This is a genomic window from Mycobacterium sp. IDUB_21 (genome assembly GCF_055419425.1).
Genome location: NZ_JBVAXQ010000006.1, coordinates 175,007 through 190,485 on the forward strand (window position 1 = coordinate 175,007; position 15,479 = coordinate 190,485).

18 protein-coding genes are annotated in these 15,479 nt (G+C 68.2%); 7 read left to right on the forward strand and 11 right to left on the reverse strand.

All coding sequences use genetic code 11. The annotated features are described in order from the left end of the window. Position 1: 1 nt before the first annotated feature. The 3 genes from ACZYY4_RS11620 to ACZYY4_RS11630 are packed head-to-tail and all read right to left on the reverse strand — an operon-like array spanning position 2 to position 2,495. Positions 2-1,171: a cytochrome P450 gene (locus tag ACZYY4_RS11620; protein ID WP_463810220.1), complete on the reverse strand. Its 1,170-nt coding sequence runs from the start codon at positions 1,169-1,171 to the stop codon at positions 2-4. Between the two features lie 50 nt (positions 1,172-1,221). Further along, positions 1,222-1,938, reverse strand: coding sequence for an NIPSNAP family protein (locus ACZYY4_RS11625; protein WP_463810126.1), 717 nt, complete (start codon positions 1,936-1,938; stop codon positions 1,222-1,224). Then, positions 1,938-2,495: a hypothetical protein gene (locus ACZYY4_RS11630; protein ID WP_463810127.1), complete on the reverse strand. Its 558-nt coding sequence runs from the start codon at positions 2,493-2,495 to the stop codon at positions 1,938-1,940. Before ACZYY4_RS11630 ends, ACZYY4_RS11625 begins: the two co-directional genes overlap by 1 nt. A gap of 157 nt (positions 2,496-2,652) precedes the next feature. Between ACZYY4_RS11630 and ACZYY4_RS11635 the strand changes: the two genes are divergently transcribed. Then, positions 2,653-3,342, forward strand: coding sequence for a DUF427 domain-containing protein (locus ACZYY4_RS11635; protein WP_463810128.1), 690 nt, complete (start codon positions 2,653-2,655; stop codon positions 3,340-3,342). Here the strand turns inward: ACZYY4_RS11635 and ACZYY4_RS11640 are convergent. Then, a complete protein-coding gene (locus ACZYY4_RS11640; protein WP_463810129.1) occupies positions 3,337-4,236 on the reverse strand; it encodes an acyl-CoA thioesterase in 900 nt (299 codons plus the stop codon). The two genes, ACZYY4_RS11635 and ACZYY4_RS11640, sit on opposite strands and share 6 nt — an antisense overlap. A gap of 78 nt (positions 4,237-4,314) precedes the next feature. On the opposite strand from ACZYY4_RS11640, the gene ACZYY4_RS11645 reads away from it, so the two are divergent. Together ACZYY4_RS11645 and ACZYY4_RS11650 are read left to right on the forward strand one after the other, a co-directional pair. Then, positions 4,315-5,184, forward strand: a complete 870-nt coding sequence (locus tag ACZYY4_RS11645; RefSeq protein ID WP_463810130.1) for an SMP-30/gluconolactonase/LRE family protein — start codon at positions 4,315-4,317, stop codon at positions 5,182-5,184. A gap of 10 nt (positions 5,185-5,194) precedes the next feature. Next, entirely contained in the window at positions 5,195-6,001 is an 807-nt protein-coding gene (locus ACZYY4_RS11650) for a thioesterase family protein (RefSeq protein WP_463810131.1), read from the forward strand. On the opposite strand, the gene ACZYY4_RS11655 is transcribed toward ACZYY4_RS11650, so the two are convergent. After that, a complete protein-coding gene (locus ACZYY4_RS11655) occupies positions 5,998-6,591 on the reverse strand; it encodes an SDR family NAD(P)-dependent oxidoreductase (protein ID WP_463810132.1) in 594 nt (197 codons plus the stop codon). The two genes, ACZYY4_RS11650 and ACZYY4_RS11655, sit on opposite strands and share 4 nt — an antisense overlap. A 162-nt stretch (positions 6,592-6,753) precedes the next feature. Between ACZYY4_RS11655 and ACZYY4_RS11660 the strand changes: the two genes are divergently transcribed. Next, entirely contained in the window at positions 6,754-7,290 is a 537-nt protein-coding gene (locus ACZYY4_RS11660) for a TetR/AcrR family transcriptional regulator (RefSeq protein ID WP_463810133.1), read from the forward strand. On the opposite strand, the gene ACZYY4_RS11665 is transcribed toward ACZYY4_RS11660, so the two are convergent. After that, entirely contained in the window at positions 7,287-8,627 is a 1,341-nt protein-coding gene (locus tag ACZYY4_RS11665) for an FAD-binding oxidoreductase (protein ID WP_463810221.1), read from the reverse strand. The two genes, ACZYY4_RS11660 and ACZYY4_RS11665, sit on opposite strands and share 4 nt — an antisense overlap. 50 nt (positions 8,628-8,677) lie before the next feature. Between ACZYY4_RS11665 and ACZYY4_RS11670 the strand changes: the two genes are divergently transcribed. Beyond that, positions 8,678-9,583, forward strand: coding sequence for an alpha/beta hydrolase (locus tag ACZYY4_RS11670; protein ID WP_463810134.1), 906 nt, complete (start codon positions 8,678-8,680; stop codon positions 9,581-9,583). A 6-nt stretch (positions 9,584-9,589) separates the two neighbouring features. Here the strand turns inward: ACZYY4_RS11670 and ACZYY4_RS11675 are convergent, their stop codons facing one another. Next, positions 9,590-10,237, reverse strand: coding sequence for a TetR/AcrR family transcriptional regulator (locus ACZYY4_RS11675; protein WP_463810135.1), 648 nt, complete (start codon positions 10,235-10,237; stop codon positions 9,590-9,592). Between the two features lie 132 nt (positions 10,238-10,369). On the opposite strand from ACZYY4_RS11675, the gene ACZYY4_RS11680 reads away from it, so the two are divergent. Further along, on the forward strand, positions 10,370-10,513 hold the full coding sequence (locus ACZYY4_RS11680) for a hypothetical protein (protein ID WP_109535621.1): 144 nt from the start codon (positions 10,370-10,372) through the stop codon (positions 10,511-10,513). A 100-nt stretch (positions 10,514-10,613) separates the two neighbouring features. Continuing rightward, positions 10,614-11,429 carry a tyrosine-protein phosphatase gene (locus ACZYY4_RS11685; protein WP_463810136.1) on the forward strand — a complete coding sequence of 272 codons (816 nt, stop codon included), beginning with the start codon at positions 10,614-10,616 and terminating at the stop codon, positions 11,427-11,429. A 21-nt stretch (positions 11,430-11,450) separates the two neighbouring features. Here the strand turns inward: ACZYY4_RS11685 and ACZYY4_RS11690 are convergent, their stop codons facing one another. From ACZYY4_RS11690 to ACZYY4_RS11705, 4 genes are all read right to left on the reverse strand, one after another. Then, entirely contained in the window at positions 11,451-12,314 is an 864-nt protein-coding gene (locus ACZYY4_RS11690; RefSeq protein ID WP_463810137.1) for an SDR family NAD(P)-dependent oxidoreductase, read from the reverse strand. Positions 12,315-12,354: 40 nt separating this feature from the next. Next, positions 12,355-13,731 (reverse strand): aldehyde dehydrogenase family protein, encoded by a 1,377-nt coding sequence (locus tag ACZYY4_RS11695; RefSeq protein ID WP_463810138.1) that lies wholly within the window; start codon positions 13,729-13,731, stop codon positions 12,355-12,357. Positions 13,732-13,806: 75 nt separating this feature from the next. After that, positions 13,807-14,742 (reverse strand): class I SAM-dependent methyltransferase, encoded by a 936-nt coding sequence (locus tag ACZYY4_RS11700; protein WP_463810139.1) that lies wholly within the window; start codon positions 14,740-14,742, stop codon positions 13,807-13,809. Between the two features lie 61 nt (positions 14,743-14,803). Next, positions 14,804-15,469, reverse strand: coding sequence for a TetR/AcrR family transcriptional regulator (locus ACZYY4_RS11705; RefSeq protein WP_463810140.1), 666 nt, complete (start codon positions 15,467-15,469; stop codon positions 14,804-14,806). Positions 15,470-15,479: the final 10 nt, after the last annotated feature.

The following is a 15,479-nucleotide window of genomic DNA, read 5'->3' on the forward strand; positions in this document are numbered from 1 at the left end:
TTCAGACCTCCACCGGAATAGTGTTCCAGCCCCACTGGAAACTCGAGGGCAACCTGGTCGCACCGTCTTCGACAATGCGGTAGTCGCCGACCCGGCGCAGCCATTCCTGCACCAGGACAGTCACTTCGAGGCGGGCCAGGTGATAGCCGATGCAGAAGTGCTGTCCGCGGCCGAAGGCCAACGATCGTTTGATCGGCCGGTTCCAATGGAATTCGTCGGGGTCGGGGTACTGGCGCTCATCGCGGCTCGCCGAGGCCAGCAACGTGATGATGCGCTGGCCCGGCGTGATGGTGGTGTCGTGCAGGGTGAACGGTTTGCGGGCCGTGCGCGCGAACCATTGCGCCGGCGCGCAATACCGGAACATCTCCTCGCGGGCCAGCTCCACTCCGGCCAGGTCGGCTCGCACCGCGGCGAGTTGATCGGGGCGGCGAGCCAGCTCCCACAATCCGTGCGCGACGATCTTGGGCACCGTCTCGGTGCCGCCGATGTAGATGCACAGCAGCTGGGTTGCCGCTTCGATGTCGTCGAGCGCGCTACCGTCCGGCAGCCGGTAGGTCAACATGCCGTCCACGATCGGGAGCTCGCCGCGCTGTTCGGCGCGCCGACGTTGCACGGCCGGGACGAGATGTTCCAGGTAGTTGGGCCGGGCCCGGGCGGTGTCGACCCCGCTGCCTGCCTCGGCCAGGCTGCCGGCGTTCACCGCGGCCAGCACGTCTGGCGCGAAACCGATGGGGATGCCCAGCAGTTCGCAAACCACCTGGGCCACCACGATTCCGCCGTAGTCACAGGTCAGGTCGAAGCTGCCCTGCGGCAGCAGCTCATCGAGGCGCTGATTGGCCAGCGTGCGGATCCGATCCGCCCAGTCGGCCACCGACCGGGGCCGAAACGCCGGTGACTGCAGCCGGCGGATGTCGTCGTAGATCGGCTTGTCGAAGACGGCGTGGAACGGCAGCGGATGCAGGGGTGGATCGGGGACCGGCCCGCTGTTGTGCTGCGCCAGTACGTTGGCCGCGGGCAGCGTTCCCTCGGAGGCGACGAATGTGCCGTCACTGATCCCCAGCACATCCCAGATGTCATCGAATCGGGATAAGGCGTACAGATCCCACTTCGGTACGTAGTACACCGGGTGGTGGTCACGCAGCACGCGATAATACGGGAGCGGGTCGGCCATCACCGCCGGGTCGAACGGGTCGTAGGAGAAGTCCGGTTCCGCAACTGTTTTCACGCCGCGCCCCCTTGGAGCGGGGCGGGCGGCAGGGCCTGCAGGATCGAGTCCTCCCAGCCGTCTCGCAGCGCCGGCGCCACACTCATCCACGTCACGATCTCGGCCGGCGGTTGCCCCTTCCAGGACGGATAGTGTTCGGCGAAGCAATCCCAGTCGCCGTCGAGCGCCCAGTAGTGGATGACCTCGTTGAAGCGGAACGTGGTGGTGAACGAACCGAGCCAGCGTTTGCCGGTGCGTTCCGACCACGGCACGTACAGGCGCTCCAGCTCCCGGATGTAGTCATCCTGCCGGCCGGGCTTGGTCTGCATGATCTCCTGAATCACCAGGGTGGCATCGAAGCCGGCGGCGCAGAGCTGCGACAGGGTCTTGTTGTGCGGGCCGGGATACATGATGCGACCCTCCCCCGATGCGCCGATCCCGGCGAGGTACGCCGACCAGTCGGCGGCGGGCTGGGCGTGGCTGCCTCCGCGGCGCTGCGCCCGTCCGATGCGGGCGTAGTCGGCGAACGCGTCGATCTCCCAGATGATCGTGACCTGCGGCCAGTGTCCGTTGTAGCGGGTGGTCTCCCACAGCGCGAACAACCGGGCGCCCAGCTCGGTCATCATCGGCTGGTAGATGCCGGCGAATGCCTCGGTGAATTCGACGGCCAGACCGCGGCCGAGGTCGATCGTCTCGTGCAGATACAGCAGCGTGTGGTCGTAGTGCTTGCGCATCAATCGACCGGTGTCAGATCGGAATCGACAGGCAGACAGCGCTTTCGGTCACTGCGGAAAACCTCGGGGTCGTCGGCCCGGTCGTCGACCCGGGCGTCGGCGGCAGTCAGCGCCTCCCTCTTGAACACCCGCCCCGCCGGTGTGAGCACGTGGCGCACCGCGCTGAGCCGGTGATTCACCGCCACCGGCCAACTCTCACCCCACAGCACGACCTCGGTCAGGCTGCGCCGCAGCGCCAACTGCACCCGCTCGCCGATCCGCGGGTCGGCCACGAAGGCATCGGCGACGACGGCCAGCCCGTGGCCCGCCACGGCGCCGGGCGGTGCGGACAGTTCGGTCTCCAGGTCGGTGGTCTGCACACCCAGGATCTGCAGCGGCCGTAGGTTCTGGCCCGACGGCACCATCACGTTGACGTCCCAGCCGGTCGCCACCCGGTGATACAGCCACCCGCCGGCCGCCTGCACCAGACCGGCGATGTCGAGCGCAATGACATCGAGGCGGTAGCGCAGATGCCGGTACTCGGGTAGCGGGTCCAGCGTCGCAGCGGTGCTCGTCATCGCATCATCCCAGCTCGTCGTGAGAATCTCAGACGGCGCCACCGGCCGCACGAGGGTCTCCCGTCCGCGTGGCGCAACTCTGGGAGATATTACAGTTGACGCTGAAGTTGTAAAGTCACGAATCGTTGAACACCGTCGTGGAAAGGGGTGAGGCGAAGTGAGTCTGGTCGCCGGACACGGCCCGCTCAGCACCGAACGAGCCGGCTGGTTCTCCCCCGAGATCTCCACGGACCTGGTGTACGTCGAGCCGCACCCCCGCCGGGTTCAGGCGGTCCGCGCTGATCGCACGGTGCTGGACACCGAACGCGTCCTGCTGGTGCATCGCCGAGGTCAGCCGCTCAGCTACGCCTTTGCAGCCGAGACCGTCGGCGATCTGCCGCATCGAGCGGTGCCCGAGGCACCCGGGTACGTGCAGGTCCCGTGGGATGCCGTGGACGCCTGGTTCGAGGAGGGCCGCCAACTGGTGCACTACCCGCCCAACCCGTATCACCGGGTCGACTGCCGGCCCACCAGGCGGGCACTGCGCGTCGAGGTCGGCGGCGTGCTCCTGGTGGACACCGATGACACGGTCATCGTCTTCGAGACCTCCGTGCAGACCCGGCTCTACGTCGCGGCCGAGCACGTCCGCACCGACCTGCTTCAGGCGTCGACCACCTCGACCTACTGCAACTACAAGGGCTACGCGACGTACTGGTCCGCGGTCATCGGTGAGACGCTCGTCGAGGACGTGGCGTGGAGTTATCCGGATCCACCACCCGAGAGTCAGCCCATTGCAGGGTTTTTCAGCTTCGATATGACCCGTGCCGACGGGTTCGCCGAACTGCCGGAGCCGGCCGCTGCGCTATAGCCGCGCTTGTTCGGCGATCTTGTTGTCGCTGGTGCGCAGCGGGCGGATGAGACCGTCCTGGACGAAGGACGCGATGAGCTCACCCTCCTCGGTGTGCACGGTGCCGCGGACGTAGGACATCCCCGCGCCCACCTGGGTGCTCTCGTGGCCGTAGAGAATCCAGCCGTTCCAGCGCACCGGCTCGTGGAAACTCACGGTGACGGTCATCGGCGCGGTGGACACGGTCAGATGCGACTGACTGGTGCCGATGCCCGCGTGCGCGCGCATCGTGGTCGAGATGCCCAAATGACCGGTGAAATAAGCGATCAGCGCTTTCGCGAGGTCGTCGCGTGCGGGGATGGGGTCGTAGTGCAGCCAGGCGTAGAGCTCGGGCGGTCCCACCTCGTCGGGACTGTTGACATCAACGACGTCCACCAGCCGCACTTCACGTCCGTCCATGGCCATCGCGCAGGGGTTGGCCTGCGCCGGCGAGGCGACTTCCGGGCGCGGCAGGTGGTGGGTGATGACGTCGGCCGTCGGGACGTCGGCGAGCACCGTCATCGTGGCGCAGCGCTTTCCGTTCTGCAGTACCGAAATGACCGCGGTGGCCGTCGAGCGGCCCTCGTTGATCACGTCGATGGTGTACTCCGCCGGCGGTCCGACCAGGACGGCCCGGGCGAACACGGCGTGCACCGATCGGATCGACTTGTCGCCGAAGCGTTTCGCCGCCCCGACGATGGCTTGCGCCAGCAGTTGGGTGCCTTCCACCACTTGCCGTTCGTCGTCGCCGGCGAGGCCGGTCGCACCGGTGAAGCGGTCCTGGCCATCCGGCGTCACCTCGAACAGGTCGAGCAGGCCGCTGACCGACCAGTGCGCGGACGGGGATGTGTCGGTGGGTTTGGTGGGCTGGACCATTCCGCGAGCGTGACATTTCAGTCACGTTTTGTAAAGTAGGCCTGATTTCGTACACGCCCGCAGGACAGGAGGACGACAGTGTTGAGCATCGCCGAAACACGCCTCGAATCCGACACCCCGGCAGCCGGGCTCACGCCGGCCCCACTGGCCGGCGGCTTCTGCTTCGGGGAGGGTCCGCGCTGGTTCGAGGGCATGCTGTGGTTCTCCGACATGCTCGGCGAAGCGGTCCACACCGTTGACCTGCAGGGCTCGATGACCACGGTGCCCCTGCCCGGGCACACCCCGACGGGGCTGGGCTTCCGCCCGGATGGATCGCTGCTGATCGCGTCCGCCGAGGACCGCCAGGTGCTCTGCTACGACGGCGACACCGTCACCATGCTGGTCGACCTCAGCGGCTGCGTCCCGGCCGACCTCGGCGACATGGTGATCGACAAGGCGGGCCGGGCCTACATCGGTTCGCAGGCCCACTCCGGTGGGGTGGTCGTGCGGGTCGATCCGGATGCGGGCGTGCACACCGTCGCCACCGACCTCGACTTTCCCAACGGGATGGTGATCACCCCGGACGGTCGCACATTGATCGTCGCCGAATCGATGGGCCGCCGGCTCACGGCGTTCACGGTCGGCGCCGACGGCGGGTTGCGTGACCGCCGAGTCTTCGCCGATGCGCTCGACGGGCCGCCGGACGGCATCACCCTCGACGCGGCGGGCGGGGTCTGGACGTCGATGACGCTGGCCCATCAGTTCGAGCGCATCGTGCCGGGCGGCGCGGTCACCCACCGCATCGACGTCGGCGACCGGGCCGCGATCGCTTGCACGCTGGGCGGGCCCAAGCGCCGCACCCTGTTCCTGCTGTCGAGCCCCGGTGCCTACCCCAAGCGCCTGATCGGGACTCGCGAATCCCGCTTGGACACGGTGGCCGTGGAGATACCCGGCGCCGGGCTGCCCTGAAAGGCATCTGATGACCGACTCCTACTACGAACTGCTGGATGCCGCCGACCCGCGGGGCGAGAAGTTCGGTGCCACCGATCTGGTGCGCGGTACCTGGTCGGCTCAGATCCAGCACGCTGCACCGGTTTCGGCGCTGCTGGTGCGGGCGCTGGAACGCCACGAGGCCCGGGACGACACCCGGCTGAGCCGGGTCGCCATCGACCTGTTGGGACCGGTTCCCGCCGAGGGTGCGCTGTGGGTTCACGCGCAGGTCGACCGGGCCGGCAAGCAGATCGAACTGATCAGCGCCGAGATGCTGGCCCCGGGCCCCGACCAACATCCGCGACCGGTGTCCCGCGCGACCGGTTGGCGGCTGCAGACCTTGGACACCGGTGACGTCATGCACGCCTCGGCCGCTCCGCTGCGGCCGGTCAGCGAGGCGCGCAGTAACAACATGCAGGAGAACTGGGATCGCAACTACGTGCACAGCCTGGATTGGCGGTGGCTGACCAAGCCGCTGGCCCCCGGTGCCGGCGAATCCTGGATCTCACCGATCGTGGACCTGGTGGCCGGCGAGACGATGACCCCGCTGCAGCGGCTGTTCGCGGTGGCCGACGATGCCAACGGTGTCGGCACCAAACTCGACATCAGGAAATGGACCTTCCTCAACACCGACCTGGTGGTGCACGTGCACCGGATTCCCGAGGGCGAATGGATCGGTATCCGCGCCGAGACCAATTACGGGCCGGACGGCATCGGGACGACGATCGGCACCCTCTTCGACGAGCAGGGCGCGGTGGCCGGCATCCAGCAGTCAGTGCTGGTGCGACGGCGTTAGCAGGCCGCGACGGCGGGCGGGAGCAACTCGACGAGCCGCAGCCGCGAGCCGGTGATCATCCCGGCCACCAGACGCCCGGCATCGCCGGTCGACGCGGCGGCGCTCGGGTGTGCCGACCGGATGATCGACGCCCGCACCTCGGTACCCACGAATTCCGCATCCAACGCCGCAGCCCAGGCGTCGAACTCCCGGCGGACACCGGCACAGCTCACCCCGGCCAATTCCGGGCTGACCAGGACGACATCACCGCGCCCACGTGCGACCATCTCCGGAATCACCCGGGTGGCAAGGATTTGCGCCCCGACCCGTGCCCCGTGCGCGCCGGACGGTGGCGCCGATAGGCCCACATCGGTGATGAGCACGTCGGGCGTGCCGATGAGATATTCCGCGGCGGCCAGAAACCCGTCGATCGACGGCGGGTCGGCGAGATCCAGGTGGGCGGCGAACGCACTGTCTCCGCGCTCCCGAAGCTGCGCGGCGAACCGCTCGGCACTCTCGATGTGCCTGCTACCGATCAGCACCAGGTGCCCGTTCAGGGCCAACCGCGCCGCGGCTGCCCGCCCGATCCCGGACGGCTCGGTGACGACCATGACGACACGCTGCGGATGGCTGCGTTCCTCGCACGTGACTTGTGGCGCTTCGATCACGATAATTGCCCTACCGCCCTATCCAGTGGCCCCGCGACGGTGAGGAACGATGGCCAGGCACCGAACCAGCGTGACAGTCTCGCTATTTTTTGTAAAGTCTCTGCTATGACCCGCAGCACGGTGGACAGCCCCGACGGTTCGACCCGGCAGCGGATCCTCGCAGCCACCGCCGAAGTGCTCGGTCGCAACGGAATGACCAAGCTCAGCCTGTCCGAGGTGGCCTCCCAGGCCGGGGTGTCACGCCCTACCCTGTACCGGTGGTTCCCGTCGAAGGAGGAACTGGTCACGGCGTTCTCCCGCTACGAGCGGCATAGCTTCGACAGTGGCCTCAGCCAAGCCACCGAGGGATTGAAGGGCACCGAGAAACTCGACGCGGCACTGCGTTTCATCGTCGACTACCAGCACTCGTCCACCGGGGTACGGATGATCGACATCGAACCCAAACATGTGCTCGGCGACTTCTCCCGGATCATCGTCCCGATGCGCGAGGGGCTGCAGCGGATGCTGTCCGGCCCGGATGCGGCGGTGAAGGCGGCGGCGGCCATCCGGATTGCCATCTCGCACTACATCATCCGCAGTGACGACTCCGACCAGTTCCTCGCCCAGCTGCGTCAGGCGGTCGGAATCCGCCACCGCGATTAGTCGAAGAGCACCGCGGCATTGAGATAGCCGGCCGGATCGAACGCGGCTTTGACCGTCCGCATGGCCGCGATGTCGGCCGGCCCGCGCGACATCGGCAGGTAGGCCCGCTTGCGGCTGCCCACTCCGTGTTCGGAACTGACATTGCCGCCGCACTCGGCGATGAGCTCCATCATTGCGGCGTAGAGCCCCGGTTCGGCCGCTGCCGAACAGCGCAGCACGTTCAGGTGCAGGTTGCCCTCGCCGATATGGCCGAACAGCACCGGCAGCGCGTCCGGCGCAAGCTTGCGCACCAAGGTGCCGGCCGCGGCGGCGAACCCGGCGACGGCGGACAACGGCAGCGAGACATCGAATTTCAACGGTGGGCCGAACGCCCCGAGCACGTCAGCCACGGCCTCGCGCAGCCGCCAGAGCCGCTGTCGGGTGGCGGCGTCAACACCGACCGCCGGCTCGTCGCCGGACGACACCTGCCGCAGCAGGGCGGCGAGCCGATCGGTCTGGTCGGTGTCGCCGGCCAACTCCACCAGCAGCAGCCAGTCCCCGCCCACCGGCGCGGCGACCCCGAGTCGCTCCCCGGTGAGCGCGGCGACGCCGGCGTCGATCAACTCCAGCGTCGCGATGCCGTCCAGGTCGCGGAAGACCCGGGCGGCGTCGACCAGGTCGTCGAGGTCGGCGAAGCCGCAGACCGCGGTGATCCGATGCGCCGGTGCCGGGCGCAGCCTCAGATCCAGGCCGGTGATGACGCCCAGGGTGCCCTCGGCACCGACGAACAGGGCCGGCAGGTTGTAGCCGGTGTTGTCGGCGCGCACCGCGCTGTGCCGGGCCAGCAGTGAACCGTCGGGCAGCGCCACCTGCGCGCCGAGCACCTGTTCGCCCATGTTGCCGTAGTGCACGGTGCACAGACCGCCGGCGTTGGTCGAGGCCATCCCGCCCACGGTCGCGGTGTCGCGGGCAGTCAGGTCGACACCGAACACCAGGTCGGCCGCCGCGGCGGCGTGTTGCACCGCCGCGAGCGTGACACCGGAGCCCACGCTCACCCGGCGCTCGACGGTGTCGACATCGCCGATGGTGTTCAGCCGCTCGGTGGACAGCAGCACATCGTCATGTTCGGGGACGGTGCCGGCCACCAGCGAGGTGCGGCCGCCCTGGACGGTGACGTAGGCGCCGCCGTCCCGGCAGACCCGCAGCACCGCAGCGACCTCGTCGGGCGATCCCGGGCGCACCAGCGCACCGGCCCGGCCGCGGTAGCGTCCGGTGTAATCGACACTGCGGCCGGCCAGCACATCGGGATCGTCGGTGACATAGGAGGGTCCAACCACCTCGGCCAGACTCTGCAGCAGGCTCGCCGTCACCGCCCCGGTCTACCACACGCCGCGCTACCTTTCTCTACATGGCTAACCGCGAGGACGTCTCCTTCCGATCCGGCGCCGATCGAGTCAGCGCCTGGCTGTACCGCCCCGACCCAGCCGGCGCAGCCGGCCCGAGCGGCGCGCCACTGCTGGTCATGGCGCACGGCCTGGGCGCGGTACGCACGATGCGCCTGGACGCCTACGCCGAGCGGTTCGCCGCCGCCGGCTACGCCTGCCTGGTGTTCGACTACCGCAACTTCGGCGACAGCGACGGCGCGCCGCGCCAGTTGCTCGATGTGGGCATGCAGCTGGCCGATTGGGCCGCCGCGGTCGACTTCGCGCACACCCTGGCCGGTGTCGACCCGGCCCGGATCGGCTTGTGGGGCACCTCGTTCAGCGGGGGGCACGTCATCGCCACGGCGGCACGGCTGCCGGTGGCGGCGGTGGTGGCGCAGTGCCCCTTCACCGACGGAATCGCCTCGGCGCGCACCATTCCGCCGCTGACCACCGCGCGGGTCAGTCTGCTGGGTCTACGTGATCTGGTCGCTGCCCGGCTCGGCAACCCGCCGGTGATGGTGGCCACCGCCGGCCGCCCCGGGGAGGTCGCGCTGATGACCACGCCGGACGCCTATTCGGGTTACCTGAAGCTGGTGCCGGAAGGAGAGACCGTACGCAACGAGGTCGCCGCGCGGATCGCGACGAAGATTCTCACCTACCGTCCGGGCCGGCTGGCGGCCAAGGTGGCCTGCCCGATCCTGTTCTGCGTCTGCGACACCGACTCGGTCGCCCCGCCGGGACCCACCCTGCGCCACGCCGCGCGGGCCCCCCGCGGCACGGTGAAGCGCTACCGGGAGGGGCACTTCGACATCTATGTCGGCGACGCCTTCGAGCGGGTTGTCGCCGACCAGCTGGAGTTCCTGGACCGCACTCTCAAGACGGCCAAGTAGGCCCGGCTAATCACCCAGCGGTGACTCGACGCGGATCTTCTCGTCGCGGATCAGCCCACGCAGCAGCGCCGTGGAGAACTCCGCGGCGATCTCCTTGGCGCTGCGCCTACCGCTGGGCCGCAGCCAGCGGTAGGCACCCATCGTCATGCCGATGTAGCCGAGCGCCAGCACATGCGAGTCGCAGGGGTAGAACTCGCCGCTGGCGATACCCCGGTCGATCAGGCCGTGCACGTGCTCATAGACCTGGGTCTCCTTCTCCCGGACCTCGGCAACCTGTTCGTCGGTGAACCACTCGGTGATGTAGGGCTGCTCCTGCCAGTAGACCGCGGCGCCCTCCGGGTTCTCGGCGATCTGGCCCAGCAGGCGTGCCGTGTATTGGTAGAGCGCCTCGCGAGCGGTCCAGGACGGGTCATCGTGCACGGCGGCCAGCGTCCGTTCCGCGGCCTGCTGGTAGATGTCGTAGAGGATCAGCGACTTGCTCGCGTAATAGTGGTAGACCGTCGCCTTGTTCAGCCCGACCACATCGGCGACGTCGTCCATGCGGGTGCCGTGGTAGCCGCGGGCGGCGAACAACTTGGTGGCGACCGCGAGCAACTCCTCGCGGCGGGAGGGCCCCTGGGGGGAACTTCCCGACGCACCCTTGTCGTTTGGCATGTGCACTCGCTATCCGGCCGGCCGGTGTCATCGGCGTATCAATCAACTGGTTGGAAGGATTCTATGCAGTCCGGTGTCGTGCCGTTGACGAGGCGACTAAACTGGTGGTATCCAAGCTGAGGGGTTGATGACATGGGTCCTGGTTACGGTTACGATCCGAATCCGGATTACGAGATAACCGACGAAGCCGAGTTCTTCTTCAAGTACCTGACCTGGGGCCTGCGTGGCGTCGACGGCGGCGGCGGCTACCCCCCACAGAACTACCCGCCGATCTGATCCCGACGAGCAGACTCGGGCGACCCTCGATCCAGCCCGGATCGGGGGTCATTTGCGTCTGGCCGACGACGTCGTGTGGGTCGTGTCTTATCGTGACCAGGTGACCTCCCAGCCAGAACTGCCCGGGGCGTGGAATTTTCGCGACGTTTCAGAGACCACCGGCGTGCTGCGCCCGGGCCGGCTGTTCCGGTCCAGCGAGCTGAGTCGCCTCGACGATCGGGGCCGCGAACAGCTGCGGCGGATCGGTGTCGGCGATGTCGCCGATCTGCGGTCACCGCGGGAGGTGACGCGCCGCGGGCCGGGCCTGGTGCCCGACGGTGTCGACATCCACCTGCTGCCCTTCCCCGACCTGGCGGCCGATCAGTCACCCGACAGTTCCTCGCCGCACGAGGACGTGTTCCGCAAGATGATGGCCGAGAAGCCCGACGCGGACTCCGCGGCCGACGTCGCCGCCCGCTACATGCTCGAGGAGTACCAGCGCTTCCCGACCCTGGGCGGATCCCGCCGAGCGGTGCACCGGGTGGTGTCCCTGCTGGCGACGGGCCGGCCGGTGCTGGCGCACTGCTTCGCCGGCAAGGACCGCACCGGGTTCGTCGTCGCGGTGGTGCTGCAGGCGGCCGGCGTCGACCGCGACGCCGTGGTGGCCGATTACCTGCGCAGCAACACCGCCGTACCGATTCTGCGTGACCGCATCATGGACATGATCCGGTCGCGGCCCGAGGCCGAGATCACCCCCGAGATACTGACCTTCAGCGAGGCCCGACTCTCCGACGAGGTGCTCGGCGTGCGCGCCGACTATCTGGAAGCCGCCCACCGCTCGATCGAGCAGAACTTCGGCTCGCTGGACGGCTTCCTGGACGCCTCCGGTGTCACCGCCGCCGACCTGGACGGTCTGCGCGGCGCGCTGCTCGGCTGAGCGCCGAGCAGCGCAGCTCACCTACTGCAGCGAGAAGTTGGCCGCCTTGGCCGCCGACAGGTCGGCGATCGTCGACCACTGCGCCGCGATGTCGTCGACCGACGGCGGGTTGTCGAAGTTGGCGCCGGCGTTCTCGAACAGCGCCGCCCGCTGCACCTTGCCGCCGCCGGCGATGAACACCGAACCGGTCTCGGCGACCTCTTCGGTGCACAGGTAGGCCACCACCGGAGCGACGTACTCGGGCTTGAGCTTCTCCAGCACCTCCGCCGGCAGGATGTCCTCGGTCATGCGGGTCGCGGCGATCGGCGCGATCGCGTTGGCCTTGATGTTGTACTTGGCGCCCTCGATGGCCAGCGTGTTGATCATGCCCACCAGGCCGAGCTTGGCGGCCCCGTAGTTGGCCTGGCCGAAGTTGCCGAACAGTCCACTGGTGGAGGTGGCGACCACCACCCGGCCGAAGCCCTGCTCGCGGAAGTGCGGCCAGGCGGCGCGGACCACGTTGTACCCGCCGTAGAGGTGCACCTGCAGCACGGCGTTCCAGTTCTCGAAGGTCATCTTGTGGAAGGTGCCGTCACGCAGGATGCCGGCGTTGCTGACCACGCCGTCGACCTTGCCGAACTCGTCGACCGCGGTCTTGATGATGTTGGCCGCCCCGTCGGCGTCGGCGACGCTGTCGTAGTTGGCGACGGCCCGTCCGCCGGCCTCTTTGATCTCGGCGACCACGTGGTCGGCCATGTTGTGCCCGGCTCCGGTGCCATCCCGGGCCCCACCGAGATCGTTGACCACCACAGCGGCGCCCTCGCGGGCCAGCGTCAAGGCGTATTCACGACCCAACCCTCCACCGGCTCCGGTGACGACGACAACACGATCCTGTACTCCGGGCATGACTTTCCTTCCTCGATTCGATCGCCGCGCTAAAACCGGCCTAGAACAACCGGCGCGCCAACTTCCAGGCCTTATCTGTATACGGGGGATAGATCAGGCGCGCCATGTCGGGTCGGGTCGGCTTGGTCAGCACCGTCTTGCGGTGGCTGAACTCCTCGAAGCCCCACCGGCCGTGGTAGGCCCCCATCCCGGACGGACCGACCCCGCCGAAGGGCAGCTTGGCGGTGGACACCTGGAACACCAGGTGGTTGACCAGCATGCCGCCCGAGGGCACCCGGTTGATCACCTTCTCGCGAACTGCGCGGGCCTTGGTGAACAGGTAGGCCGCCAGCGGCTTTGGCCGGGCATTGACGAAATCGATCGCGTCATCGACGGATTCGACGGAGATCACCGGAAGGATAGGCCCGAAGATCTCGTTGGTCATCAACGCCTCGGACGGGTCGGGATCGACGACCACGGTCGGTTCGATCCGCAGTGTCGCGGCGTCGGAGCCGCCGCCGAGCGCCACCGTGCCGCTGGTGTCGGCCAGATAACGTGTCAGACGGTCGAATTGACGCTCGTTGACGATCCGCATGCCGTGCGGCTCTTGCGCCCGGAAACCGGTGATGGCCTCGCCGATCTTGGTGACCAGCTCATCGCGGATCGTGACGTCGGCCAACACGTAATCCGGTGCAACGCAGGTCTGGCCCGAGTTCAGCAGTTTGGTCCACGCGATCCGCTTGGCCGCGACGTCGATGTCGGCGTCGGCGGCCACGATGCACGGGCTCTTGCCGCCCAGTTCAAGCGTCACCGGGGTCAGGTGTTCGGCCGCGCCGGCCATGATCTTGCGTCCGATCTCGGTTCCGCCGGTGAACATCACCCGATCGAAGCCCTGCGCGATCAACTCCTGGCTCACCGCCCCGTCGCCTTCGACCACCACGATCGCGTCGGTGTCCAGGTAGCGCGGCACCAACTCGGCCATCAGGTGCGACGAGGCGGGGGCGATTTCGGATGGCTTGAGCACCACGGTGTTTCCCGCGGCGATCGCGCCCACCAGCGGCCCCAGCGTCAGGTAGAACGGGAAGTTCCAGGCGCCGATGATCAGCACCGTGCCGTAGGGCTCGTACTCCACCCAGCCGCGGCCGGGCAGTTGGGCCAGCTCGAGGAGTCGGTGGCGGCGGCGCATCCATTTCTTGACGTGTTTGGCCGCGTAGCGGGCCTCGGCGGCGGTGCCCGCACTGTCGGCCAGCCACGCCTCGAACGGCTTGCGGTCCAGGTCGGTCGCCAGCGCAGCGGCGATCTGCGCCTCGTTCTCGGTCATCATCTGCTCGAGGCGCTGCAACTGGGTGCGCCGCCATTGCACATCGCGGGTCCGGCCGGTGGCGAAGGTGCTGCGGAGCCTGGCTACGGTGTCCGCGACACCGATGGTGGTGGTCATGGCCCATTCCTACCGCTGAGCGACCGCTCGTGCCGCACGATCGGCGCAAGAAGGGCCCGCCGGGATTCGCCCGGGTCAGCCGCGCACCGCGGTGACGAACTCCGCGAACGCATCCGCGTCATCGCCCATCGGGACGTTCACCCAGCGGTCCAGGCGGCGCATCTCGTCGGTGGCGTGCTGCGCGGTGGCGCGCCAACCGTGCCCGTTGAGCCACTCGGACACCGCCGCACGGTGCTCATCGTGGTAGATCAGATCCTGCACGTCGACGGTTTGCTCCAGACCGATCTGCTCGGCGACCTTCTTGAACCGCTCCGACATCTCCTGGCGCCGCTGGTCGGCGTGGTTGGCCGCGGTCTCCGCTGCGATCCGGCTACCGGGGGCACTGAGCGCGGTGATCTGGTCGAACAGCCGGTCCTGGCCGTCGGCCGGCAGATACATCAGCAGTCCCTCGGCCAGCCACGCCGTCGGGGCCGCGGGGTCGAAGCCGGCGGCGGTCAATGCGGCGGGCCAGTCCTGCCGCAGGTCGATGGCCACCGCGCGGTGCTGCACCGACGGCGTCACGTCGTTGGCCGCCAGCGTCATCTCCTTGTAGGCCAGGACTTTCGGCTGGTCGATCTCATAGAGCGTGGTGCCGGCCGGCCAGTCCAGCCGGTAGGCCCGGGAGTCCAGGCCGGAGGCCAAGATCACGACTTGACGGATACCGGAGTCGACCGCGTCGGCGAAGTACGCGTCGAAGAAGTGCGTCCGGACCGCCTGATAGTTGCGCATGTGGTGATACACCGCGGCGATCTCGGGGTCGACGGACTCCAGCTTGTCGATCAGCGCGTCGTCGAGCAGTGTCTCCCACACGCCGGTACCAGCCTTGGCGACCAGGAGTTTCGCGTACGGATCGGAGATCAGCGGGTCGGCGCTGTCGGTCTCGACCGCGCGGGCAGCGGCCACCATCACCGCCGTGGAGCCGACGCTGGTGGCGATGTCCCAGCTGTCGTCATGGGTACGCAGTGTGCTCATCGGTTACCTCGCTAGCTTGCTGTCGGTGTCGCAAGCCATGCTACCGAAAAAGTTAGGCGAGCTATTCACTGCTTCCGGCTAGGGGCACCGACGTCGGCTGGTGCAGTTGCCAGAGTCGGTTCGCCAATAAGGCCTGCACGCTGGCGATCACCGCCGCCGACTCGTCGCGATCGCCGAGGGCGGCCATGTAGAACCCGATTCCCCACAACACGGCCAACAGTGTCTCGGTCAGGTCGCCTACCGTCGCCGCCGTGGCCAGCTCGCCCCGATCGATGGCCTCGGTGAGTGTCTCGGTGAGGAACTGCCGGGTGGGACCCTGCAGGTCACCGACCAATAGCCGCAGTTCCGGGTCACGCTGCGCGTCCAGCACCGCGGTGACGGCGAAAGACGCGGCCGTGCGGTCCTCTTCGCCGAGCTGGGCGAACGCGTAGATGACCGACGACACCCGCGAGACCAGACCGTGCTCGGTGCGCGCCCGTTCGACGGCATTGTCGAGAATCGCTTCATTCCGGTTCAGCACCGCCTGGTAGAGCAGCTGCTTGTTCGGAAAGTAGTGGTTGATCGCCGGGCGAGTCAGATGCGCCCGCGCCGCAACGGCCTGGAAGGTCGCCGCGTGGTAGCCGTACTCGCCGAAGACACCGCTGGCAGCGACCACGATGCGTTCCCGGGTCACGTTCGACCGAGCGCCGCGCGGGCGCCCGAGCCTGGGAAACCTGTCCTCTGACATGGATAAAATT